This is a genomic window from Bifidobacterium intestinale (genome assembly GCF_023656765.1).
Lineage (GTDB): Bacteria > Actinomycetota > Actinomycetes > Actinomycetales > Bifidobacteriaceae > Bifidobacterium > Bifidobacterium hominis.
Genome location: NZ_JAMOKR010000005.1, coordinates 216,651 through 239,781 on the forward strand (window position 1 = coordinate 216,651; position 23,131 = coordinate 239,781).

The 23,131-nt window shown below is 58.0% G+C and carries 20 protein-coding genes; 14 read left to right on the plus strand and 6 right to left on the minus strand.

Translation table 11 applies throughout. From position 1 onward, the window contains the following. Positions 1 to 671: 671 nt before the first annotated feature. The 8 genes from NBH13_RS07855 to NBH13_RS07890 all read left to right on the plus strand — a co-directional run bounded on the left by NBH13_RS07855 (position 672) and on the right by NBH13_RS07890 (position 6,414). Positions 672 to 1,502 (plus strand): P-loop NTPase, encoded by an 831-nt coding sequence (locus NBH13_RS07855; protein WP_099595829.1) that lies wholly within the window; start codon positions 672 to 674, stop codon positions 1,500 to 1,502. After that, positions 1,483 to 2,472: a TadA family conjugal transfer-associated ATPase gene (locus tag NBH13_RS07860; RefSeq protein WP_144090859.1), complete on the plus strand. Its 990-nt coding sequence runs from the start codon at positions 1,483 to 1,485 to the stop codon at positions 2,470 to 2,472. Before NBH13_RS07855 ends, NBH13_RS07860 begins: the two co-directional genes overlap by 20 nt. Positions 2,473 to 2,486: 14 nt before the next feature. Beyond that, the gene (locus NBH13_RS07865; RefSeq protein WP_427277611.1) at positions 2,487 to 3,236 is read left to right on the plus strand and encodes a type II secretion system F family protein; all 750 of its coding nucleotides are present in this window, start codon (positions 2,487 to 2,489) and stop codon (positions 3,234 to 3,236) included. After that, positions 3,236 to 3,760 (plus strand): type II secretion system F family protein, encoded by a 525-nt coding sequence (locus NBH13_RS07870; RefSeq protein WP_250779506.1) that lies wholly within the window; start codon positions 3,236 to 3,238, stop codon positions 3,758 to 3,760. Before NBH13_RS07865 ends, NBH13_RS07870 begins: the two co-directional genes overlap by 1 nt. Before the next feature lie 212 nt (positions 3,761 to 3,972). Then, the gene (locus NBH13_RS07875; protein WP_099571102.1) at positions 3,973 to 4,260 is read left to right on the plus strand and encodes a DUF4244 domain-containing protein; all 288 of its coding nucleotides are present in this window, start codon (positions 3,973 to 3,975) and stop codon (positions 4,258 to 4,260) included. Between the two features lie 3 nt (positions 4,261 to 4,263). After that, positions 4,264 to 4,632, plus strand: coding sequence for a TadE family type IV pilus minor pilin (locus tag NBH13_RS07880; RefSeq protein ID WP_099571101.1), 369 nt, complete (start codon positions 4,264 to 4,266; stop codon positions 4,630 to 4,632). A gap of 146 nt (positions 4,633 to 4,778) precedes the next feature. Next, positions 4,779 to 5,168 (plus strand): Rv3654c family TadE-like protein, encoded by a 390-nt coding sequence (locus NBH13_RS07885; protein WP_099571186.1) that lies wholly within the window; start codon positions 4,779 to 4,781, stop codon positions 5,166 to 5,168. Between the two features lie 115 nt (positions 5,169 to 5,283). Continuing rightward, the gene (locus tag NBH13_RS07890; RefSeq protein WP_144165622.1) at positions 5,284 to 6,414 is read left to right on the plus strand and encodes a diacylglycerol/lipid kinase family protein; all 1,131 of its coding nucleotides are present in this window, start codon (positions 5,284 to 5,286) and stop codon (positions 6,412 to 6,414) included. Positions 6,415 to 6,614: 200 nt separating this feature from the next. Here the strand turns inward: NBH13_RS07890 and NBH13_RS07895 are convergent, their stop codons facing one another. Then, positions 6,615 to 7,598, minus strand: a complete 984-nt coding sequence (locus NBH13_RS07895; RefSeq protein WP_250779507.1) for a DUF5692 family protein — start codon at positions 7,596 to 7,598, stop codon at positions 6,615 to 6,617. Between the two features lie 49 nt (positions 7,599 to 7,647). Next, positions 7,648 to 8,244, minus strand: coding sequence for a TetR/AcrR family transcriptional regulator (locus tag NBH13_RS07900; RefSeq protein WP_099571098.1), 597 nt, complete (start codon positions 8,242 to 8,244; stop codon positions 7,648 to 7,650). 271 nt (positions 8,245 to 8,515) lie between these two features. On the opposite strand from NBH13_RS07900, the gene dnaX reads away from it, so the two are divergent. The 4 genes from dnaX (at position 8,516) to NBH13_RS07920 (ending at position 13,495) form a co-directional block, all read left to right on the plus strand. Then, entirely contained in the window at positions 8,516 to 11,113 is a 2,598-nt protein-coding gene (gene dnaX, locus NBH13_RS07905) for a DNA polymerase III subunit gamma/tau (RefSeq protein WP_250779508.1), read from the plus strand. A gap of 64 nt (positions 11,114 to 11,177) precedes the next feature. Further along, positions 11,178 to 11,780, plus strand: coding sequence for a recombination mediator RecR (recR, locus tag NBH13_RS07910; RefSeq protein WP_099571096.1), 603 nt, complete (start codon positions 11,178 to 11,180; stop codon positions 11,778 to 11,780). A gap of 302 nt (positions 11,781 to 12,082) precedes the next feature. After that, positions 12,083 to 12,844 carry an aspartate kinase gene (locus NBH13_RS07915; RefSeq protein WP_099571095.1) on the plus strand — a complete coding sequence of 254 codons (762 nt, stop codon included), beginning with the start codon at positions 12,083 to 12,085 and terminating at the stop codon, positions 12,842 to 12,844. 84 nt (positions 12,845 to 12,928) lie between these two features. Beyond that, a complete protein-coding gene (locus NBH13_RS07920; RefSeq protein WP_099571094.1) occupies positions 12,929 to 13,495 on the plus strand; it encodes an ACT domain-containing protein in 567 nt (188 codons plus the stop codon). Positions 13,496 to 13,740: 245 nt separating this feature from the next. Here NBH13_RS07920 and asd read toward each other — a convergent pair whose 3' ends face one another. Beyond that, positions 13,741 to 14,835: an aspartate-semialdehyde dehydrogenase gene (gene asd / locus NBH13_RS07925; RefSeq protein WP_099571093.1), complete on the minus strand. Its 1,095-nt coding sequence runs from the start codon at positions 14,833 to 14,835 to the stop codon at positions 13,741 to 13,743. A 404-nt stretch (positions 14,836 to 15,239) separates the two neighbouring features. Between asd and NBH13_RS07930 the strand changes: the two genes are divergently transcribed. Next, positions 15,240 to 15,860, plus strand: a complete 621-nt coding sequence (locus NBH13_RS07930) for a DUF5701 family protein (RefSeq protein WP_039196760.1) — start codon at positions 15,240 to 15,242, stop codon at positions 15,858 to 15,860. A gap of 100 nt (positions 15,861 to 15,960) precedes the next feature. Here NBH13_RS07930 and NBH13_RS07935 read toward each other — a convergent pair whose 3' ends face one another. Next, the gene (locus NBH13_RS07935; protein WP_250779509.1) at positions 15,961 to 17,556 is read right to left on the minus strand and encodes a metallophosphoesterase family protein; all 1,596 of its coding nucleotides are present in this window, start codon (positions 17,554 to 17,556) and stop codon (positions 15,961 to 15,963) included. A gap of 197 nt (positions 17,557 to 17,753) precedes the next feature. Between NBH13_RS07935 and leuA the strand changes: the two genes are divergently transcribed. After that, positions 17,754 to 19,664, plus strand: coding sequence for a 2-isopropylmalate synthase (leuA, locus tag NBH13_RS07940; RefSeq protein WP_099571090.1), 1,911 nt, complete (start codon positions 17,754 to 17,756; stop codon positions 19,662 to 19,664). Between the two features lie 142 nt (positions 19,665 to 19,806). On the opposite strand, the gene NBH13_RS07945 is transcribed toward leuA, so the two are convergent. Both NBH13_RS07945 and NBH13_RS07950 read right to left on the minus strand, forming a co-directional pair. Then, a complete protein-coding gene (locus tag NBH13_RS07945; protein ID WP_236824423.1) occupies positions 19,807 to 21,495 on the minus strand; it encodes a glycoside hydrolase family 43 protein in 1,689 nt (562 codons plus the stop codon). Further along, positions 21,477 to 23,072 (minus strand): glycoside hydrolase family 43 protein, encoded by a 1,596-nt coding sequence (locus NBH13_RS07950; RefSeq protein WP_099571088.1) that lies wholly within the window; start codon positions 23,070 to 23,072, stop codon positions 21,477 to 21,479. The genes NBH13_RS07945 and NBH13_RS07950 overlap by 19 nt, the downstream gene beginning before the upstream one ends. Positions 23,073 to 23,131 lie beyond the last annotated feature (59 nt).

Consider the following 23,131-nt stretch of genomic DNA (forward strand, 5'->3'; position numbering starts at 1 on the left):
CGCACATGATGAAACATTTTCGTGATTCTTGCGATCGCAAAGCAACAGTTGCGATAAATAGGGAACATCAGCCGATTTCGGTTTGCGATTGCCGGATTGCTGAGCATAATTACAAAGTACAAGAACAACTTAAGAGCAGAGCCCACAAAGAGTGTATGGCCAAGATAGGTCGTTACGTTGGACGGGCATTGGATAGACTTACCGTTACGACGATGTTGTTGTGCAGAGATTCTGCTTTTAAAGTTTCTTGCAAGGAAGGCCCGCTTCGGCGGGTCTTCCTTTTTGTTTTTTTTTTTAAGCGTGCTGGCATGTGTCCGTCCCGTTTTCCGAAGGGAATCGACAGACGTGGATACTTGATGCCCTGTGGATAGCTGTGGATGACACGCCGTGGTTGTGGATAACTAGCGTCCTCCGACCACAGGGCCGGTTCGGCTTGCGATGGTATGCATCGGGACTTTTCAATCGACGGTATGAGTAACGCAACGTCTTTTCCTAATATGCCTCCGGTACCACTGCCGTCGGGCGGACTGATGCCGGTCGCGAGCTCGGCCACATCGCGATCGGCACCTCCGGCGCAGCGCAGAACCGTCTCTCCGCAACGGTTCTATACGTCACCTGGATTAGTCCAAGGCGGAGCGACACCGGTCGGCGCGATGCCTGGAACGTACGGCATGGTTGCCGAGCGTGGCCGTACGGTGCGAGAACAGCGCTGCGATGTGAGCAATGTGGTAATCGTTGACTCCGTGGTGGCGGGAGTGGGAGCGAGTACCCTGGCGGCCATCTTGGCTCGTGAGCTGAACGAGCGTGGACTCAAATGCGTACTTGTCGATGCCGATCTGCAAGGCGGAGGCCTTGACGTGCTTCTCGGCGTGGAAAACGAGGACGGCTCGCGACTTGGGGAAATCAGTGCACCGCTTGGCACCATCGACGGCAAGGCGTTGCTGCGGGAGTTGCCAGTCTGGGATGGCGTACCACTGCTGTCCTGCGATCCCTGGAAAACCGAAAATCCGCAATCCTGGGAAGTGCAGGCATGCATTCGTGCGCTATCGCAGGTACGTAGCGCGGTCATCGTCGACATGGGGCAATGGAACGGACTGCAAGATCTGACAGAACTACGACAGGCCATCCGCATCACCGTGGTCGAAATGACGGTACTTGGCCTTGCCCGTGCCAAAGCGAACATGCAGTCGCAACGTAATCTAAGCGATCCAATCGGAGAACACGATGCCGCAACGCAGGAACGGGAGTTTCTTGTAGGCATGCAACCGCGCGGAACCATACGCGACCATGGTGTGACGGCGGTCGAGGAAGCGGCGGAATATCTCGACTGCGATATCACCGCGTTCATCACAACGGACGCCAAACTTTGTAGCGAACTGTTGGAAGGGCTCGGACTTCGCAAACCTAATCGTGCGAATGCAAAAGCCATCGCAACGCTGGCTGATCTCATTCAGGAGGCATTGGGAGAAAAGAGCGTCAACCATGGAACTCGGCCCGCTTAGCGACATCGCATCCGAACCGGGCGTCACCGACATTGCGGTGACCTGCGACGGCACCGTATGGGTGGATCGCGGCCAAGGGATGCGGCCGTACGCGTTGCGTGTGCCATTCGCCAATCCGCAAGCCATACGCGATTTCGCCGTACGATTGTGCTCGCAGCTCGGCAGAAGGCTCGACGACGCATGCCCGATAGCCGACGCCTCCACCGTGGAAGGCGTGCGCGTGCACGCGGTTATCGCACCGCTCGTTCCACAAGGCGCGGCCATCAGCATACGATTGCCGGACGCGGTTGCGCCCAGTCTGGAATCCTTGGCGAAAAACGGCATGTTTCCAAGCAAATGGATGCCTTTGCTGGAAGGATTCGTGGAACGCAAGGCTAGCGTGCTTGTGACCGGTGGCACCGGAGCTGGCAAAACCACGCTGCTCAAGGCAATGCTTATGCGGTGCGCGCCGGGGGAGCGCATCATCACTGTGGAAGAGGTGCGCGAACTTGGCATGCTCGACCACGACAATCGCGTGTCGCTGGTGACGCGAGACGCCAACATGGAGGGCAAAGGTGCCATAGGACTGTCGCAATTGATATGCGCGACATTGCGAATGCGACCTGATCGCATTGTGGTGGGCGAATGCCGAGGCGGAGAAATCGTGGACCTGTTGCGCGCGCTGAATTCCGGGCATCGCGGAGGTATGACCACCTTGCATGCCAACCAAGTAGCAGCGGTCCCTTCGCGACTGGTGGCATTGGGACTGCTTGCCGGGTTGAATCCGCAGGCTACTTCGGCGCTTGCTCAAGACGCATTTGACGTGGTGCTGCATGTGGGTCGGGTGGGAGGGCGTCGGCGCATCACGCAAATCGGGCGGCTCGAATTTGCGGAAGGCAAACTGCGTGGAAACCTGCTGTCCGGATGGAACGGCAGCCAAATGCGGGCCTCTCAGCAGTGGCCCGATTTCGTACGTGCATGGAGTCGTTGAATCGAGGTGGATGGATGGGAAGTCTTGGCGTTATCGCCGCGATATTGTTCGGACTGGCCGTATGGCTATGGCCACGCCGAAACACATACGATGTAGGTGAACGAACGGGAGATGGTCCGGGGTGCGCAGTCGGTCGATGGAGTGAGGAACATGGCGGGAAGCAGGGATTGAACCCCGAAGGAATCGACGACTTGAATGAGTCGGCGAGCGCATTGCCCGCCATCGGATGTATGGCATGTGTGGCGTCTCTGCGAGCCTCCGTGCGTAGCGGAGCCACATTGGTGCAGGCGTTCGAAGAACTTGGAGGAACGCCGTTCGCCACGGCTGAACTCACCAGACTGCGCATAACCATGGTGATCCGCAGTCGATGCCCGCCCAACGAGCAATCCGGGAGATTCGGGCAATCCGGCCAAGTCGAACGGCTGAGCGGCGAGTTGCATGCGGCCTGCCAGCTGAGCCTGACGCTCGGATGCGAAACTGGCCGTTGCCTGCAGGCGGTGGCTGAATCATTGAAACGGCAACGATTATTGGATGATTTGCGTTCCAACGCGTTCGCCATGCCCAAGGCGACGGTGAAACTCCTGATGGCGTTGCCGCTGCTCACTGTGCTCTTGGGAGAAGGTATGGGCGCGCATTCATTGGCTTTCCTTGTTTCAGGTGTCAAAGGCTTGGCATGTCTCGGATTTGCTCTCTGTTGCTACACATTCGGACTTATCTGGATACGTGCGTTGATGCGGCAGGATGATATGAAAGGAGCCATGTGATGACTGGCTTATGGATGCTGACGGCGGTGGCGTGCGCGGCCGAAGCGATATGGCTGAAGCAGTGGAGGCCGGTTCGCGCGCCCTCCGGCCTTGCGTCCGCCGAACGAATGCGGGAACTTCCTCTGCCATTGATATTAGAGATGCTCAGCGTCGCCATACGGCAGGGATCTTCCATTCCACGTGCGCTGATTGCCGTGGGAGATATTGCGGCAGGAGAATTCGGTGCGGGACTGCGATCGGCCGGAGAACAGTTGAACAAAGGTGTTTCCTGGGATGATGCGTGGCCGGATGATGGCGATCTTGCGGTAGTACGCGATGCGTTCGCCTCCTCATGGCACAGTGGCGCCTCTCCAGTGGAACGTTTGGAAACAGCCGTCGAACAATTGGATTGGGATGAGCGCGCGCAGATCGAACAGGCTGCGGCGAAATTGTCGGTTCGTTTGTTGTTGCCGACTGGATTGTGTTTTCTTCCCGCATTTGTTGCGGTTGGAATCATTCCGTCCGTCATGTCGTTTGTGCAATGACGATGTGCGCGTAACGATAGCGGAAAAGCGGGGAATGTCGAGATCCGATAATTCACGAAGTTTTGTGGATAACTGTGGATGACACGCCGAGGGTGTGGATAACTCACATCCTCCGACCACAACCTTGGAAAAACGCTCCCGCGAGCGTGATGATGCGCAACACTGGGTGCACTCGGCCGTCCGGCCGGGGTTGTTCGAACGAAAGGAACGCCATGAACAACGTAACGCCAATCAATGTCGATGGCTTGCCGGGCCTGATGGGCAGGGCAGGGCAACGGCTGCATGCCATGCGGGAACGGGCCGACAAGGCGATATGCCTGTTGGATGCGCGTATGCGCACGCTGACCGCCGAACCGGAAGAAGGCGCCGCCACCGCCGAATATGCGGTGGTGCTGGTTGCCGCCACCGGATTCGCAGCCGTTTTGGTGGGCATTATGAAATCCGATGCCATCAAAACGCTGCTGACCAACATCATCAAGAAAGCGCTGAGCGTCGGGTGATTCATGCTGAGGCAATGGTGGAAACGCCATACCGATGATGCCGATGAGGGAGCGGCCACCGCGGAATTCGCGGTGGTGCTCCCCTGCGTGGCGGCGGTGGCGATTTTGGTGTTGTGCTTGGGGCGTGCGTCCGTGGTGTCTATGAACTGCCAGGATGCGGCCGCGGCCGGTGCGCGGGCCTTCGCGGTTGATGATGCCGGCGGCGAATCGAAAGCAAGGGCTGCCGCTGTGGCTGCGGCCGGCGATTCGGCGACAGTACGGTTTGACCGTGGTGCGGATTCCGTCACCGTTACGGTGCAATGCCCTGTAATACCTGACCCAACCGGTGTGCTTCCCGCACGGGTCACAGGCAAAGCGACCCGCTACTTCTAGCGCCTCGCCTTGTGTCTGCGTGATGCGGGGCTGCTGGGGTGTGGGCTATACGCGGGTCTTCGGTGTCGAAAACTTGCAAGCACGACATGCGAAACATGCCGTGAAACACTGCTGGAGAGCGTCCGATGGATGCGAATCAGAAAGGAATGTATGATGTGAAACGCTTTGTGAAACATTGGTTTGCTTGGATTCGCGGATCCGATGAAGGTTCGGGAACCATATCCGGTGTGGCGCTGATCGCGGTGGCGGCCATAATGCTGAGTGCGGTCGCGTCGGCAGGCAATCTGTTGCTTTGCCTGCATCACGCGCAGAATGCGGCCGACCTAGCGTCGGTGGCGGCGGCCAACGCGCTATATGGAGGCTCTGCCGACCCCTGTTACGTGGCGGAACGTACCATTTCCGGTAATAATGCGACGATCGGATCCTGCACGATAGAAGGTGAGGATGTGTTGATCGAAGCGCAGGTCGGTACGCAAGTGCCATTCGTATCCCACGTCAGCAAGCGGTCGAGAGCGGGACCGATCGTCTGCGAATAAGTATCGCCTGGAAAAGCGTCTCATGGCGGAAAATCGTCACGCAAAACGTGGTCATCTGTCTGGAAAGCCGTTCATATGTGGCGTGTGGCGCGAATTGCGATTATCGTACTGAAGTATGAGCGAAACGTCCTGTGTGAATGCGACCGTTGCCGTTGTCGGCAATCCGACGTCGAACAAAGGCAAGGGCGCTGAAGTCGGCAATCAGGTGATCGGTCTGCTGCGGGAAGCCGGGCGCAAGCATGGCTTCAACGTTATCGATGCAACCGGTGAGAGTTTTGAAGGCTCTTTGCTGAACGCCAGAAACCGTAGAGACGAATATGACTACTTGGTGGTGGTCGGCGGTGACGGCATGATTGCGCTCGGCGCCAATGCCGTGGGCTGCTCCGGCAAGCCGCTTGGCATAGTGGCGACGGGTTCTGGCAACGATTTCGCGCGTGGACTTGAACTGCCGGTCAATCGTGTGGAAACCGCTGTCGATGGCATTGTCGGCGCGATTGTTCGCGGCACGCATATTGACGTCGATATGGGCTTAGCCACGTCGTTGCAGGGTGGATATGCCGTCGATTCCAGCACCGGTGATGAGTTGGTCGGAGATTCGGATGTGCCATTGCATCCGGCGGTCAATCGCTTCTATGCGGGCATGCTCTCGTGCGGTTTGGATGCGAGCATCAACGACCGTGCGAACCACTCGCGTTTGCCGAACGGTTCGTTGCGTTATTTCGCGGCCGTGCTTGTGGAATTGACTCATATGAAGCAGTACGGGTACCACGTCAAAGCCACGTTGGCCGATGGCACGGTGGAAGAGAAAGACATTATCTCGCCGCTGCTCACGGTGGCAAATTCGCGGCATATCGGTGGTGGCATTGAGGTTTCGCCGTATTCGCGGTTCTCTGATGGCTTGCTTGATTTGGTGTGGCTCGACCATGTGCCCAATGTCGCCGAATGCGCGGATGCGGTGGCGCGCGCCTACAGCGGCAAGATCCTCGGATGCAAGGTGTTTGGCTGGAAGCGTGTGCGCGATATCGAAATCACCCGCGCGCAAGAGGGTGACGAGCCGCCGGTCTTGATGGCGGACGGCGAATATGTTGGTCGCCTGCCTGTCAAGGTCGTGGCCCAGGGGCGTGCGTTGCGTGTGCTCGTGCCGCCGGCCGTGGTGGAAAGCCAAGCTTCCAATACCGAGGAAAAAGTGCTGGAAATCATCAAACGAGACCATCGCGACCCGATTACCGGCGAATTTCTTCAGTGATCTTCAGCGACGTGCGGTGATCTGCAGTGTGACAGCAGCCAGCGTGTGCTGTTGCGTGACATCAAATATGTCGTAAGTTATCTCTTGTCGATAATAGAAATCCGATATTCGTGAGAATTGCATCTTACGAATACCGGATTTTCTGTAATTAGCGAATGGCGTAATTAGCGAATGCTGTAACTAGCGAACGCGGATTGGGATTAGGCGGCGACTTTTTGGCGGGCGATGGCCTGCTCGTAGTCGCGGGTGCCCTTGAAGACTTCCTGCAGCCACGGGTTGACGTGCTGCTTCTTCGCACGGTACAGGATGTAGCCGAGTGCGAGCACGTTGGCCACGAGTGCGATGATCGACACGGTCAGATTCACGTTCGGATTGTTCACCGACTGCACGGCGAACTTGGACTCATCCTGGAACATGGGGAACACTTGCGCGAACATGCACCAGATGGCGAGCGTGTTGGCGCGGTTCTGAATCCAGCCGCCCTTGTTCCAGAAGAAGTTTGCCACGGTCGGGGCGAGCAGCAGCGCGAGGCCGCAGTACCAGGAGTGGGTTGGCAGGCAGTTGTAGGTGTAGCAGAAGTTCCAAATATCGTATGCGACGATGAACACCCAGGTCATGTCGGGCCAAAGCATGTCCGGCTTCTTCTTCGACACGTAAATGCCGAACCAGCCGGTCATGCAGGCGATGTTGATCAGGCCGGCAACGCCGTTGAACACGTTGTGCCAGCCGCCATACAGCGTCACGCCTTCGGTGGAAACCCACGTGGTACCCCAGGCGCGAATGGCGGATTCGAAGTCGGAGACCACGGCGATGAGAATGTTGATGGCCACGATCACGAACGGGAAGCATTTGAACCACTCGGACTTGCCGATCTTGCCCCACTTGTATTTGAGCGCCATGAAGCCAATGCAGCCCGCGGTGGCAGCATACAGTTTGGCATAGTGGAACCAGCTGGTCATATGAACGTAGGTCGGGTTGTTGAGCGCCCACTCGGCGCCCATAGCGGCGGCCGCGTAAATGGTGATGAAGTAGATGGTCAGAATGGCCGGCACGATCAGGAACGCGACCACGCCACCGGTTTTGGTGCGGCGGGCCAGCTCATTGGCACCGATGAGGCAGCAGAATACGAGGATCCAGCCGATCCACTGGTATACGGCGGTGTCGCCATAGACTTGGAACAACATCGCTTTTCCTTTCTCTCGACACACATGCGCGCGCGGGTTGATTCCGCGTTTACATGTATTCGTTCAGATGCAGCGTCTGCGCTGCGACCTGTCTGATGACGGTGTCTTCAATGTCTGGGTGCAGTCTGATCAGCGAAATCAGTCCAACGATGAGCGTGTAGAACGTCTCATGTTCGTTGGAGATGGGCATGCCATGCAGTTTTTCGAAATCACGTACGGTTGAACTGCAGATGTATTCCGCAATGCGATCGGCCACGAGGTCGATGAATTTGATGTACAGTCCCGCGTTGCCGTCTTCGATCATGCGCTGGCTGAACGGTCCCTCATCGGCGATGAGGGACCGGGTCAGTCGCACCACGTCGTCGAGCGCTTTCGAAATATTGCCGACTTCGCGATTCGCGTTCCACTCTTCCAAGTGTGTGATGACTTCGTCGATAACGTCGTCGAGTACGGCGTCCGCGACTTGGTCCTTGTCTTGGAAATAGTGATAGAAGAGAGATCTGGTCATGCCGACGCGACTTGCGATATCGCTGATAGTGACTTTAGAAAAGCCCTTTTCCAGGCAAAGTTCGCGGGCTGCGTGCACGATTTGCGCACGGCGTGCGTCTCCGACTGTCATCGCGGAAGCGTTGTGCTGTCCGTCCATGGCTCTCTCCTTCGCTTGAGTGGCGTCTCTCACCTACGCGACACGTTGACACTCTGTCAATTTCTTGACTGTCCCCAGTCTAAACCTGAAATTGACACTCTGTCAATTTTGGAATGTCGGTGTTGCTGTATCCAGCTTAAACTCCATCGTGAGCCTTTTCTTTCGGGACACGCGCCCACACCTGCGCGAGTATGCGGTTCGACGGTTTTCTGCGCCCGCACGTGTCGTAATTAATCGGTAGCCTAGTGGCACTACTGCGGAAGGAATTGCGATGGCACTGGCACTCTATAGAAGGTATCGTCCCGACACGTTCGACGGCGTGATCGGTCAGGACCAGGTCACGGTTCCGTTGATGCGCGCGCTCGACGAGAACAAGCTCACGCATGCCTACCTGTTCTCCGGCCCGCGCGGTTGTGGCAAAACCAGTTCCGCTCGCATTCTTGCGCGATGCGTCAACTGTGCGAAAGGTCCGACCTCGCATCCGTGCGGCGAATGTGAAAGCTGCAAGGATCTCGCCACGGGTGGCCCCGGTTCCATCGATGTGGTGGAAATCGACGCGGCCTCGCATAACGGCGTGGACGACGCCCGCGAACTGCGTGAGCGCGCTGGTTTCGCGCCGGCCCGCGACCGCTACAAGATCTTCATTCTCGACGAGGCCCACATGGTTACGCCACAAGGCTTCAACGCGCTGCTGAAAATCGTGGAGGAGCCGCCGGAGCATGTGATGTTCATCTTCGCCACCACCGAACCAGACAAGGTGATCGGCACCATCCGCTCGCGCACCCACCATTACCCGTTCCGCCTGGTGCCGCAGGAGGTTATGGGCCCGTACCTCGAGCAGATTTGCGAAGACGAGCATATCGAGGCCGAGCCGGGTGTGCTGCGCCTTGCCATGCGTGCCGGAGGCGGTTCCGTGCGAGACACCCTTTCCGTGCTTGACCAGCTCATGGTTGGTGCGGTTGACGGCAGCATCGCATACGATTCTGCGGTTGCGTTGCTCGGTTTCACGCCTGACGCTCTGATTGGCGAGGCCGTCGACGCCGTTGCCGACAAAAACGGCGAAGCACTGTATGGCGTGATCCAGAAGGTTGTGGTCGGCGGTTTCGATCCCCGTCGATTCGTTGAGGATTTGCTTGCCCGGGTGCGCGATTTGCTGGTGCTCACGTTGGGTGGAGCGCGCGCGGAAAGCGTGCTTTCCGACGATGCGGCCGCCGAGAACGTGGATGATTTGCGTCGTCAGGCTTCCGCTTTGGGATTATCCTCGTTGACGCAGATGGCTGACACGATCAATGCGACGCTTGCCAATATGACCGGTGCGATTTCGCCGCGCATGCGACTGGAATTGCTTGCCGCGCGCTTGCTGGCCGGGCGTGAGGAAGGGGTGGCTGCAGTTGCGTCATCTTCCGGTATGCCTGATTTTGCTGGCGATTCCGAGGAGGCCGCCGCTGCAGAATCGCTGCGTGGATCCATGACCGGCTCGCGTCGCCGTGCGGCGAGACGTACCGCCGGCGTTCAGCCACAGGATTCCGCATCGGCAATTGATGCTCCTTCCGCGCCTGTGAAACCGGCTGTGCAGCCGTCTGCGGCGCCGATGAATCCCGCTGACGCCGTCGCTTCCGGAGTGGCTTCCATGCTTGCGGATGTTCAGCAGGCGATGAATGCGACGTCTTCCGTCGCGGCCGCTGCGCCTGCCGCAACTCCGGCGCCTGCGGCAACTTCCATACCTGCTCCAGTACATGACGACCGTACCCCCGACCAGAAGTGGGATGCTTTGGTGGCCGCACTTCCTGAGGATGTGCGCGGTTATGTGAACCGAGAAAAAGTGCCTCGTGTGCTGTTGCGTGGTGACAGCTTGTGGATCAAATTCGACAAGGCGCTCAGCAAATACGCGTTCGCCAAGGGCGTGGCGAAGGAGTCGGTGGATGGAACCACCGAAGTGGTGAAAATCGTCCGCGCCGAAGTGCATAAGGTGTTCGGCCCGAATGTCACGCTTGCCCCCGCCAAAAAGCTGGCGGACGGTTCCGAATCGGTGCCGTGGAGCAAGCTTAGTCCGGAAGAGCAAAGCAAGATCAACGTGCAGCTGGCGCAGGAGCGACTCAAATCCGCAACACTGCTGACGGCGAATCTTGGCACCGCCGCAAGTCTTGAATCCTCCGGCAAAGAACCGGCAGACGAGGGCGCGCAGAAAACCGAGAATGGCGGTAATGCAGAGGATTCTAACGATGAGGAGGGTCACCGAGCCGTTGCGGACGCAACCGCCGAAAACGATCCATGGGCGGTCTCACAGCAGACCGCAGTAGTCCCATCGCAACTGGATGACGATCCGTGGGCCGTGCCAGCGCAACAGGTGCAACCGCAATCGGTGATCGCAAGCGGCGTCAACGACGTGAAAGCGCCGGAGCAACACGTGAAACATGTGGCCGTTCCCGATACCAGTGATAACGTCGATCCGTGGGCCGTACCAGCGCCGGTACCGCAGCAGCCGCCGGTGGACGACGATCCTTGGGGTGCCCCCATGCCAGTTCAGGCAGGGCCGGCGGACGCTATGCCCGTGTCAACGGAATCTGAAACGGCCTCCAAGCATGCCAATCATCAGCATCGCGCACCTCGGCAGGAAGCGGCGTCTCAGCAAAACCAGCCGAACGCCGACCCATGGAGCCAACAGTTCTCCACGCCTGCGCAGCCAACACCGCAGGTCGCCGCGGAAGATGACGAATATTCCATGAGCGACGAATCGATCGGAGCGTCCAACGCGTTAAGCGTTGACGATTTGACACGACTATTCGAAGTGAAAAAAGTCGAGGATTTCGGCCCCGACGACGCCAAAAACCCGCGCAACATGCAGCAGAAGAAGAATCTCGACGATTAGCGGCACAATCGCGAATCCTACGGGAATGACCGCGAATCTTACGGCAACCAAGGAAAGGTGAACCATGGCACTGGCCTATGACGGCGCCATCCAACGACTGATCGACGCATTCGCGCACCTGCCCGGCATCGGGCCGAAAGGCGCGCAACGCATCGCCTTCTACCTGCTCAACGCATCCGACGAGGAATCGCAGACCCTGATCGACGCCATCACCGAAGTCAAGGAAAAAATACGATTCTGCGATGTTTGCGGCAACGTGTGCGAAACCAGTCCATGCCCGATCTGCGTCGATCCGCGCCGCGACCATAGCGTGATTTGCGTGGTCGAAGAACCGAAAGACGTGATGAGCATCGAACGCACACGCGAATATCGCGGCCTATACCACGTGCTCGGCGGCGTCATCAATCCGATGGCCAACGTGCAGCCGAGCGACCTCAACATCGCCAAACTCATCGAACGGCTCAAAGACAGCGAAGTCACCGAAGTGATTCTCGCGCTCAATCCGAACGTGGAAGGCGAGGCGACCACCAGTTTCCTTTCGCAGCTGCTGTCGCAAACCGACATCAAGGTCACGCGCTTGGCGAGCGGTCTGCCGGTCGGCGGCGACCTCGAATATGCCGACGAAATCACGCTCGGACGTGCGTTGGCCGGGCGTCGTGCGGTCTGACATCACATTCGCCACATGCGTTACATATGCCGGCATATGCTGGCGGCTATTGGCGATTGCTGGCGATTGCGTAGGCGTTGCGCAGGCGATTCGCCAAAGATTTCGTGCGAAACTCACGCTGAAGAATCGTACGAAACTCACGCCGGAATATTGCGTGGATTTCATGTATTGTTCCGCATGTTGAGCATGTATTGTTTCGCATGTTGGGCGTGCAGGGGCTTGACAAATCGGATTTTTCCTATAATCGACCAGCCTGCCTAGAATGGTTGGCAGACAACACATTGAAGAAGATTGGATAAGTTGTGGCTCTCATCGTGCAGAAATTTGGCGGCTCTTCCGTAGCCGACCCAGAGTCGATCAAGCGCGTGGCCCGACGCATCATCGAAACGAAGAACGCCGGCAATGACGTGGCCGTGGTGGTCTCCGCAATGGGAGACACCACCGACGACCTGATCGATCAGGCGCTCAGTATCGACTCCAACCCGCCGGCACGCGAGATGGACATGCTGATGACCGCAGGCGAGCGTATTTCGATGAGTTTGCTCGCAATGGCAATTCATGCGGCCGGCTCTCACGCCTACTCCTTCACCGGTTCCCAGGCTGGTTTCATGACCGACGCCCAGTTCGGTACCGCACATATCAAGGCCGTGAAGCCTGACCGCGTGCGTCGTGCTCTCAACAAGGGCTCCGTGGCCATTGTGGCTGGCTTCCAAGGCGTGAACGAGGGCGGCGACGCCACCACGCTCGGCCGAGGTGGGTCCGATACCTCCGCAGTGGCTTTGGCTGTGGCGCTGGACGCCGACGTATGCGAGATCTACACCGACGTCGATGGCGTGTTCACCGCCGATCCGCGCATTGTACCGACCGCACGCCGTATTCCCGTCATCGACTATGAGTCGATGCTGGAAATGTCGTCCTGCGGTTCCAAGGTGCTTGCCCTGCGTTGCGTGGAATACGCGCAGCGATTCAACATGCCGTTGCATGTGCGCAGCTCCTTCTCCCACCGTAGCGGCACGCTGATCGTGCCGGAAGGTGTCGATCCGCGCACATTGCCGAACATCTGAGATATCTGAGATTCGCATTCGGCAATCGCGAGACATCGCAGGCAATCGCAAGAAAATCAAGACTTTACAAACAAAGGTAAGAACATGAGCGAAAACAACAGCCAGTCCTTGGGTGACCTGTTCCCCGATCTTGGACCGGAAGTCCCGATCATTTCCGGCGTTGCGCACGACAACACCGAATCGCTGGCCACCGTGCGCCGTGTGCCGAACGAGCCGGGCATGGCCGCCAAGGTGTTCACGATGCTGGCTGAGGCCGGCGTGAACGTCGACATGATCGTGCAGGCCTCCGCTTCTACCGGCACCGCCGACATTTCCTTCACTGTGCCCGGTTCCGCCGCGGCCAAGGTGCAGGAAGTGTTGCAGGAGAAGCAGGACGAACTGGGCTACCAGTCCTTCGACATTGACGCCAACGTGGGCAAGGTGGCCGTGGTGGGCGTGGGTATGAAGACCCACTCCGGCTTGGCTGCCAAGTTCTTCAATGCGCTGAGCGACAAGGGTGTGAATGTGCTGATGATCTCCACGTCCGAAATCCGCATCGCTGCGCTGGTTCCGCTCGAGCAGTTGCAGGACGCCGTCCGCGCGCTGCACACCGCCTACGGCTTGGACGCCGATCAGGTGGAAGCCGTGGTGTACGGCGGCACCGGTCGCTGACGCAATAGCACGTAATATCAATCGCAAGAAAGACTTGACTGGATTGCCTTAGGCATCTCAGTCAAGTCTTTTTGTATTCCCATATCTGTTTTGCAGATATTTTTTGCAGATAATCTGCAAATAAAAAGCGGAGGATCGCTGAATAATCAACAATCCTCCGCAATATTATGTTCTGCAGAAATCAGATATCACAATGTGCAATCATGCACGATCATGCGTAACTGCAGAACATATGCAGATTGCCATCACTTCTTGGTGATGTAGCCGAGTGCCTTCAGCATTTCGGCGCTTTCCAGCGCACCGCCGGCGGCACCGCGCAGGGTGTTGTGAGCCAAGCCAACGAACTTCCAATCGAAAATGGAATCCTCACGCAGACGGCCGATGGAAACACCCATGCCGCCTTCGTAATCCACGTCCTTCTTGACCTGCGGGCGATCATCGTCGGTCAGGTACTGGATGAACTGCTTTGGTGCATGTGGCAAGCCAAGCTCGGAAGCCTTGCTCGTGTAGTTGACCAGGCGATCGATGAGCTCTTCCTTGGTCGGGTTCTTGCCGAAGTTGATGAACACGGTGGCGGTGTGACCGTTGAGCACAGGCACGCGAATGCACTGCGACGTGATCTTCAACGGACCGTCGAACGGCACGATTTCGCCCTTTTCCTCATCGACGTGACCGAACACCTTCAGCGGTTCCTTCTCGGACTTCTCCTCTTCGCCAGAGATGAACGGAATGATGTTGCCCAGCATTTCAGGCCAGTCGTTGAACGTCTTGCCAGCGCCGGAGATGGCCTGATAGGTGCTCACGATAACCTCGCGCGGCTCGAATTCCTTCCAAGCGGCGAGCGCCGGAGTGTAGGCCTGGATGGAGCAGTTTGGCTTGACGGCGATGAAGCCGTGCGTGGTGCCGAGACGCTTGCGCTGGTGCTCGATCACCTCATAATGCTCCGGGTTGATTTCTGGCACGACCATCGGCACGTCCGGAGTCCAGCGGTGGGCGCTGTTGTTCGATACGACCGGCGTTTCGGTTTTCGCGTATTCCTCTTCGATGGCGCGGATCTCGGCCTTCGGCATGTTCACTGCGGAGAACACGAAATCGACGTTCTTGACCACGTCTTCCACGTCAGCCACGTTCTTGACGACCATGTTCTTCACGAATTCCGGCATCGGCGTTTCCATCTTCCAGCGACCGCCGATGGCCTCTTCGTAGGTCTTGCCGGCGCTGTGCGCGGACGCGGCAAGGGTGACCAATTCGAACCACGGATGGTTTTCGAGCAGCGTGACGAAGCGCTGTCCGACCATGCCCGTAGCTCCGAGAATGCCGACCTTAATCTTTTCGGACATAACAACCTCTCGCTTATGCTGGAACGGTTTCGTATGATTTCACGCTTGAGGTCGACCAGCCGGCCCAAACGACTCCGTGGGCGGCCACACGCGTTGTTTAATCTTACGAAATCCGCGGAACAAGCAGGTTCTCCTATCCGTATGCTGGTCTGTTTCGCGTTCTATACGTTCTTGTGCTCAGCTCGCGGAACATAGGGGCGAGCCAGGATGCCGTGAAGAGCTCTCTTGCAGTGATTCAGCATTTTTGCTTCCGTGACGTTCCCGGTTCGGGCAGTATGTTTGTCAGATTGGTGTGATGCGGTTGACTGATTGTCCGTGCTGATGCGTCTGTCTGCACAAATTTCGGTGCGCGGTCTGCGAGGCTTTTCGTGCTTTGGACGTATCGCTCGCGTACACTGGAAGCCATGTCGAAGGCATCAGAAGAAGCGCAAAAGCAGTTGGATCGTATCGTGGCGTTGGGCTATCCGGATGTGGCCGATATGTCGGCCGCCGCGTTCCGCGCTTTGGCGCGCCCGCTCATCCGTGCGTTGGAGGATTCCGATTTGGGCACGCAGATTCTGTTGGTGCCTACGCGCGAGTTGGTTTCCCCGGAATCGTTGATCGCGCGTACGTCGATCAATCGCATGGCTGGTTTCACCACGATGCCTCCGCGCGATATTGCCAGTTTTCTTCCGCAGGATGGTTTCGAGCCGCCGGAAGGCCCGTTTTACTTGGTGATCGAGCCGCATACGGGAACTTGCTACATCAATCGCGAGCCCGATGTTGCGCGCAAGCTGATCGATTCCGACGAGCGTTTGCCTCTCACGTTGGAAGAGGGGCTTGCGATTGCCACGCAGCATCCGGAATGGTTGTTGGAGGAGAACGGGTTTAATTTGTTGGGATCGCGTTCCGCGGATGGTCGTGTGCCGAGTATTTGGATGAGTCAGAATGCGCCTCGATTGGGTGCGGTATGGCCGAATTCCCGTCATACTTGGCTTGGCAACGCGTTTTGTGCGTCTCGTCGCGGCGTCAGTCTGTTTCATTGATGTTCCGCTGATATTTCGCAGATTTTCCACAGATTTTCCGCATTCCGCAGATTGGCGATTGTCCGACTGTTGCGACGGCCATGCCTTGCGGCGGTCGCGCCTAGCGCTTGAACAGTTTGGCGATGGCGTGGCCGGCTGCGGCGCACATCACCGATCCGACGCCCAGCAGTGTGGCCGTGACCTGTGGACGGCGCAGTTCGTTGCGGATGCCGACCAGATCGGTCACGCAATGGTCTTCGAAGAACACGCGCAGTTCGTTGCTGGAATAACGTCCGACCAAATCGCCCCACGTGAGCATGCACGTCACGTAGCTGACCGGATTATTCTCACGGAATTCGAACAGGCGAATGCCGCGCAGTCGCGATTTCGGCCCATAGCATTCGAAGCCGCAGGTCGGCGCGTACCCAAGATCGATGTCGTGCACGTGTCCGACGAACGCGTTCTTATGGTCATGCCCGCAGAACAGCGCGAAATAGCCGCCCGCATCGCGCAATGCCTGCACTTCGCCAACGTTCTCATCCGCACAGCCGATCGCCTCGCCAAGCCTCGAGCCAGGTCTGCACACGTCACGATCCAACACATAGCAATGCCCTGCGAACGTTCGCGCACCCTCCACCGCATTCGGCGTGTATGCGGGCACTTCGCGCAGGCAGTCGTAGAATTCCTGCGGCGGAATATGCTGGAATGCGATAGCCGGAACCGCGCGACCATCGCCGTTGCGCCGTCCCAGCTCGCGTTGCACTTGCTTCAGCCATTCGATCGCTTCCGGCGAAGGTGTGCCGTAGCCGTCGGAATCGGCCAAATCCCAGCCGCGTGAATTCGACGCATATTTTGCGTAGGATGTCAGCGATTCTCGTCCGCCGGCAGTATTGCCAACAGTATTGCCGGATTTATCAGTATCTCCAACACGCTCGCAACCGTCAGAAATGCTGCAATCGCCGTCAAACGCATTATCCGCATAATCGCCGGAATTCACCATCATCACGCTCATCGCAATGCGCTTTGAACCATCGGAAGCTTCGATCGGAATCGCAAACGTGCCTGGTTCGAGCGCCAAAGGAGACGACCCGGCAACGGGATTCATGCAACCGGAAAACTCTCGGTAGATGTCATCCTGTTCGTCGGCGAGAATGCCGCACTGGAAATCGTGGTTGCCGTAGGTTGCGGCAAAGGGGATTCGCGCTTCCAATGCAGGTCCAAGGAATGCTGCGAACGTGTCTCGTACTTTCTGCCGTGTGTCATCGAGTATGGTCGCGGCGGTCGCGCGATTGATGGATTGCGCCCATGATTCAAGCTTGTTGGCGGATCCGTTGCGCCCGTCGCGCTTGTTGCGTTTCACGAGTTTCGGCGAGTCGGTGCCGATGCCGTCAATCATCCAACTGTCGTCGGTAGGGGGATATTCGCGTAATGCTTTGGCGAGAGGGTGTCGTTTGATGCCGCGCAGTTTCGCTTCGATTTTAGTGACGATGCGCACGCGCGTGCCCGGCCGTTCGCCGCGTCTGCGCAGAAATGTGTCGATGTACGCGGGGTCGTATCCGCGAATCTGATCGCCGGTGAAGACGATTAGATCGGGATGCGTTTTTTTGATGGCGGCTTCGATGAGACGGATTGTGTCTTCGCGCACGTTCGGTCCGTCCTGAATATCGGCCATCTGCAGCACGCGGAAGGTGCCGTCGCTGTTGAATCGCAAGGTCATGATGCTCACTGTAATGCGGCAAATCTGGATATGGGGTGAAAAGTGTCGGAAGCGCTCTAAAATGGCAGCCGCATCGCGGAATGTCAGCAAAATATGGAGCTAGCTGACGCTAGGATGGACGGCGGTACATGAAAAGTAACATGCATGTAATAAATGGGTCGGCAGATCGTCGACAACTTCACAGATAAGGAGGAGTGATGGGTCAGGATCAATCTTCAGTGTTTGATCTCGCGGCAGTCGCCGCGGCGTCCAACGGAGGGAACAACGACCCGCTGCTGCCTCCGGCGCGTTATATTGGAGCTCCGCAAAAGCCCAGCAAGATGCCGTACAACAAGTACGTCGCATACGATAAGCAGGTGCCGTTTGATTACCCGGAGCGTACGTGGCCGGGCAAGCGACTGCAGCGTGCACCGCGTTGGTGTTCCGTCGATCTTCGCGACGGCAACCAGGCCCTCGTCAACCCGATGGATTCCGAGCGCAAGCTGCGTTTCTGGAATCTGCTGGTGTCGTTGGGCTTCAAGGAGATCGAGGTCGGCTTCCCGTCGGCTTCCGAAACCGATTACGATTTCATCCGTATGCTGATCGAGCGTGAGCTCATTCCTGATGACGTTACGATCGTGGTGCTGACGCAGGCTCGCGAGCACCTGATTCGCAAGACTTACGAGTGCCTGAAGGGTGCCAAGCGTGCCGTCGTGCACTTCTATAACTCCGTGTCCGTGCTGCAGCGCGAGGTCGTGTTCCGCAAGGACAAGGCCGGCATCAAGAAGCTTGCCACCGACGCGGCCACCCTGTGCAAGGAGCTTGAGGGCGAGGCCGAGGGCATCGACCTGTATTACGAGTATTCTCCGGAATCCTTCACCGGCACCGAACCGGAGTACGCCGTCGAGGTGTGCAATGCGGTGATCGACGTGATCAAGCCGACTCCTGAGCATCCGATGATCATCAATCTGCCGGCAACGGTGGAAATGACAACGCCGAACGTGTTTGCCGACCAAGTGGAATACATGTCGAACAATCTGGTGCCGCGCGACGCCGTGGTGCTGTCGCTGCACCCGCACAACGACGAGGGCATGGGCGTTGCCGCCACCGAGCTGGCCGTGCTGGCCGGCGCTGACCGCGTTGAAGGCTGCCTGCTGGGCAACGGCGAGCGTACCGGCAACGTCGATTTGGTCACCCTTGGCCTGAACTTCCTGACCCAGGGCATCGATCCGCAGATCGACTACTCCAACGTTCCGGAAATCCGCAAGACCGTCGAGTACTGCAACCAGCTGAAGATCTCCGAGCGTCACCCGTATGCCGGCAATTTCGTGTTCACCGCCTTCTCCGGCTCTCATCAGGATGCCATTAAGAAGGGTCTTGAGGCTCGTCAGGTGGCCGCCGATCGTGCCGGTGCCGATTTGGACAGCTTCGTGTGGCTAGTGCCGTACCTGCCGATCGATCCGAAGGATATCGGCCGCACGTACGAGGCCATCATCCGCGTGAACTCCCAGTCCGGCAAGGGCGGCATGGCCTACCTGCTGAAGACCAACCACAATCTTGATCTGCCGAAGCGTCTGCAGGTCGAGTTCGACAAGGTTGTGCAGGCGTACGCCGATGAGACCAAGAAGGAAGTCAAGGACGAGGATATTTGGCGTCTGTTCAAGGACGAGTATCTGCCGGTCGAAGAGTCCGGCGCTACTGCGGCTGGTGCCGTGGTCGGCGATAGCAAGGACGACTCCCTCGAGCAGTGGGGCCGCCTGAAGCTGCTGAAGGTGTCGGTGTCTTCCGGTGAAGATGGTTCCGATACCGTGCTGAAGGCCAGGATTCTTGACCGTGGCGTGAACGTCGGCGTTGATGAGCCGGTGGAGCGTGAGGTTTCCGGCATGGGCAACGGCCCGCTTGCCGCTTTCCTGAACGCGCTGAGCAACTTCGGCATCGAGGCTTCCGTGATGGATTACGTGGAGCATACCATGTCCGTCGGCACCGACGCCATGGCCGCCTCCTACGTGGAATGCCAGATCGGTGAGGAAGACAACACGAGCATCGTGTGGGGCGTCGGCATTGACACGTCCATCGTCACCAGCTCGCTGAAGGCCATTATTTCGGCCATCAACCGTTCCGAGCGCTGATTTCCGCGGGTTTCGGTTCTTGTAGCTGAAGGGCTTGTGATGTACTTGCGAGTACGTCACAAGCCCTTTGCTTTTTGATTTCACAGGATTCCCGAGTTTCCGGATTTTCCAGTTTTTCCGGATTATTCGGAAACTCGGAAATTCAGGATTGCGATCCCCAAATGCAGACATTGTTGCCGATTGCGGAGAACGTCATGACCGGCTTGCCGTCGATCTCGCGGGGGAGTGTTGCGAACCGTGCAATGTAGGTCACGTCGTCCAATCGAATTTCCGCGTCGCTTGCGCAACAGTTGAATCCGTTCACGGCGCCGGAAAGCGGTTTCCACGATCCGCAGGTGATCGGCCCGTCCGTCGACCTCGGCAGATTCGCGTCGGGAGTATCGAAGAAACTTACGATTTCACCCCGGGTGATCCGCCCGTCCTCATGGAACGTATATCGTGTCGGACGATTGATGCCAACGTACGTGCCATCATCCTCTTGCTTGCCGTTGAAGAACGTATGCTGATCATGCAGTACAACGTTGTAATCGCCTGTGATATCGGCAATGCCGGTCGGCGCGACGGCAACGGAACCGCGGTATTCGTACGGTGCCGCAACCAGCCAGCCGTCGGAAGTTGGCAGTAATTCGCGTACGTGAGATTCGTAATCTTCATCATCGCCCTCGCTAAAGCGTTCCGCGAAACGAGTGTGGTAGACGAGGAACATGCGACCGTCCTCCGACCGACGAATGGCGGAATTATGCCCCTGCGAGACTTCGACATCGGCAAGTTCTGCCGGACCGCCATCCCACTGTACGGAAGACGTCAATCGAATGCCGGTGCCGCGCTCCTGATTGTCGGGAATCTCACCGTACGAAATCGCGGGATTGCCGTTCTGGTCCACGTACGGGCCAAGCAGCGATTTTGAACGGAACAGACGAATCTGATATCCGCCGGTGCGCCCAAGCCAGCCGTACGACATGAACAGATACCACCATCCGTTTTCACGAATGAAGTACGATCCTTCGCCGGAATTCCAGTAGCCTCCGGCCACTTTCACGCCGTAATAAGGATCGGAGGAATCCTTGACCAGCGGGTATCGCACGGAATAATCGCGCAAGCCGGTTTTCGGATCGAGCTTGAACATCCAGATGCCGCCGAACCATGAACCGAAACTCATCCACATTTCGCCGTGCTCGCACAATGCGGGCGCCGCGTCGATGGCGTTGATACGCGTGTCTTTGAGCGACAGGTAGCGGGTCAGGTCATAGCCGACGGTGCCATCGGTTTTGGGCTCAAGTTCCAGCACTTTCGGCACGTCGGTGTTCCACAGGTTGCTCTCGTCGAAACCGGAATATACCACCGGCCCCACGTACGTCCAGTCGCCGTCCACATGGTCGGCGGTCAACAGCACGATCACCGAGCGGAACTGGTCGCCGTTCACCGACAGGTACATGCACCACTTGCCCATGGTCTCGTTCCAGATCACGTCGGGCGCCCACGTGTTGCCGAGCAGGTCGGGATTGGAATCCTGTTTCGGCCATGCCTGCCAAATATCGCCGAGCAGCGCGTACGGGTCGCGGCTCAGATTGTTATCGAACCGCTCCCAATGCACCATATCCGTGCTGCGCGCGCACCGACGATGCGTGCCGAACAGATAGTAGACACCGTTTTCCTCGACGATTGCGGGATCGTGCACGGCCACCCGCCCGGCATCAAGCGTATGCTCGATGCCGTTGGGTGAGATGGCCTGCGATGCGGGGCCTGCATTGCTTGCGTTGACTGCGCCGGTTGCGTCGGCTGTGGAATGCACGGTTGTTGCGCCGTTTTTGCTCACTTCTGAGACCCCCAAATGCACAGATTGTTCGTGCCCAGGGCGCTGAAGGTCATGACTTCCTTGCGGTCCTTGTCTCGCGGAAGCTTGTCGAACGCGCCGGAGTAGGTGACTTCGCCTTCGTCGCCGGTGAGCTTAAGCGTCATCTGGTTGGTGCCTTCCACGGCCTCCCAAGTGCCTGTCTGGTCGCCGGTCACGGTGCCGTCTTCCTTCAGGGTGATGTTGATGGGCTTGTTCACACCGCGATAGTCGGTGCTCGTCTTATCGGTGACCTTCTTCGGGCCCTTGAAATAGCTGGACTTGTCGTGCGTCACCATCTCGTAATCGCCGGCGATGTCGGCGGTCTTGTAGCCCTTCTTGTCGGCCTTGGTGCCCGTGTATTCGTACGGTGCGGCCGCCAGCCATCCGTCGGCGGTCGGCAGCAGCTCGTGCACGCGCACCTCATGCTTTTCGCCGGAACCGGAGAAACGGGTATGGTACACGAGGTAAGCGGTGCCGTCGTCGTCAACGAACGCGGAATTGTGGCCCTGGGAGACCTCGATGTTCGCGTTGTCGTTGCCGCTCCACTGGATCGAGCTCATCAGGCGCTCGCCGATGTCGCTTTGCCAGTTGTTGCCGATGGCCTTGGTGGAAATCGCGGTGTTGCCGGCTTCGTCAACGTACGGGCCGGTGATGTCCTTGGATCGGAACATGCGGATCTGGTAGCCACCGGTCTGCTGCAGCGCGCCGTAGGAGGCGAATAGATACCAGTAGCCGTTGTCGTGCAGCAGGTAGGAGCCTTCGCCGGAGTTGCCGAAGCCGCCGCCGAGCTTCACGCCATAGTAGGCGTCGGACTTGTTCGCTTCGGTGGGGTAGGTGGAGTTGTAGTCGCGCAGGCCGGTCGTCGGGTCGAGCTTGAACATCCACATGCCGCCGAACCAGGAGCCGAAGGTCATCCACATGTCGCCGTTGTCATCGGTTTTCACGCACGGGTCGATGGCGTTGATGCCGGTGTCGGTCTGCGAGGTGTAACGGGTGATGTCGGCATCCTCGCCAAGCACCTGCGGCACGTCGGTCTTCTTCACGTTCACGCGTTCGAAGCCGGAATAGACCACCGGGCCAACGTACGTCCAATCGCCTTCGATGTCGTCGGCGGTGAGCAGCACGATTACGGAGCGGTAATTATCGCCGTTGATGGACATGTACATGCACCACTTGCCCATCGTTTCGTTCCAGACCACGTCGGGGGCCCACATATTGCCTTTGACGTCCGGATTCGTGGACTGCTTCGCCCAGCCTTCCCAAATGTCTTTGAAGACCTTCTCGTAGTCGGTGCTCAGATTGTTGGTGAAGGTGCTCCAGTTGATCAGATCGTCGCTTTTGAGCCAGGCGCGGTGCGAGCCGAAAATATAGTATTTGCCGTTGGCCTTGACGATGGAGGGGTCGTGGGATTCGCCGCGCTTGATGCTGGCGGTGCTGGTTTCGCTGGTTTCGGACTTTGATGACGCCGATGATTGGTCGGATGATGTGCTGGAGCAGCCTGCTAGCGTTCCGACGAGCACGGCTGCTGCGATCAGGCCTGCTGCGACCTGTTTCACAGTTGTACGGAGTTTCATTTTTCCCCTTCCTTGCGGATGATGCGATTTGTACAACGATGTAATTTCTTGTATAGTGT

What these genes read in the sequence shown, in the direction of transcription:
- NBH13_RS07885 (WP_099571186.1), top strand. Translation starts at nt 4,779, where the DNA reads ATGTATGATGTGAAACGCTTTGTGAAACATTGGTTTGCTTGGATTCGC.
- asd (WP_099571093.1), bottom strand. Translation starts at nt 14,835, where the DNA reads ATGTCCGAAAAGATTAAGGTCGGCATTCTCGGAGCTACGGGCATGGTC.
- NBH13_RS07870 (WP_250779506.1), top strand. Translation starts at nt 3,236, where the DNA reads ATGACTGGCTTATGGATGCTGACGGCGGTGGCGTGCGCGGCCGAAGCG.
- NBH13_RS07900 (WP_099571098.1), bottom strand. Translation starts at nt 8,244, where the DNA reads ATGGACGGACAGCACAACGCTTCCGCGATGACAGTCGGAGACGCACGC.
- NBH13_RS07935 (WP_250779509.1), bottom strand. Translation starts at nt 17,556, where the DNA reads ATGACCTTGCGATTCAACAGCGACGGCACCTTCCGCGTGCTGCAGATG.
- NBH13_RS07950 (WP_099571088.1), bottom strand. Translation starts at nt 23,072, where the DNA reads ATGAAACTCCGTACAACTGTGAAACAGGTCGCAGCAGGCCTGATCGCA.
- NBH13_RS07860 (WP_144090859.1), top strand. Translation starts at nt 1,483, where the DNA reads ATGGAACTCGGCCCGCTTAGCGACATCGCATCCGAACCGGGCGTCACC.
- NBH13_RS07890 (WP_144165622.1), top strand. Translation starts at nt 5,284, where the DNA reads ATGAGCGAAACGTCCTGTGTGAATGCGACCGTTGCCGTTGTCGGCAAT.
- NBH13_RS07865 (WP_427277611.1), top strand. Translation starts at nt 2,487, where the DNA reads ATGGGAAGTCTTGGCGTTATCGCCGCGATATTGTTCGGACTGGCCGTA.
- NBH13_RS07880 (WP_099571101.1), top strand. Translation starts at nt 4,264, where the DNA reads ATGCTGAGGCAATGGTGGAAACGCCATACCGATGATGCCGATGAGGGA.
- NBH13_RS07930 (WP_039196760.1), top strand. Translation starts at nt 15,240, where the DNA reads ATGTCGAAGGCATCAGAAGAAGCGCAAAAGCAGTTGGATCGTATCGTG.
- recR (WP_099571096.1), top strand. Translation starts at nt 11,178, where the DNA reads ATGGCACTGGCCTATGACGGCGCCATCCAACGACTGATCGACGCATTC.
- NBH13_RS07855 (WP_099595829.1), top strand. Translation starts at nt 672, where the DNA reads ATGGTTGCCGAGCGTGGCCGTACGGTGCGAGAACAGCGCTGCGATGTG.
- NBH13_RS07920 (WP_099571094.1), top strand. Translation starts at nt 12,929, where the DNA reads ATGAGCGAAAACAACAGCCAGTCCTTGGGTGACCTGTTCCCCGATCTT.
- NBH13_RS07875 (WP_099571102.1), top strand. Translation starts at nt 3,973, where the DNA reads ATGAACAACGTAACGCCAATCAATGTCGATGGCTTGCCGGGCCTGATG.
- leuA (WP_099571090.1), top strand. Translation starts at nt 17,754, where the DNA reads ATGGGTCAGGATCAATCTTCAGTGTTTGATCTCGCGGCAGTCGCCGCG.
- dnaX (WP_250779508.1), top strand. Translation starts at nt 8,516, where the DNA reads ATGGCACTGGCACTCTATAGAAGGTATCGTCCCGACACGTTCGACGGC.
- NBH13_RS07895 (WP_250779507.1), bottom strand. Translation starts at nt 7,598, where the DNA reads ATGTTGTTCCAAGTCTATGGCGACACCGCCGTATACCAGTGGATCGGC.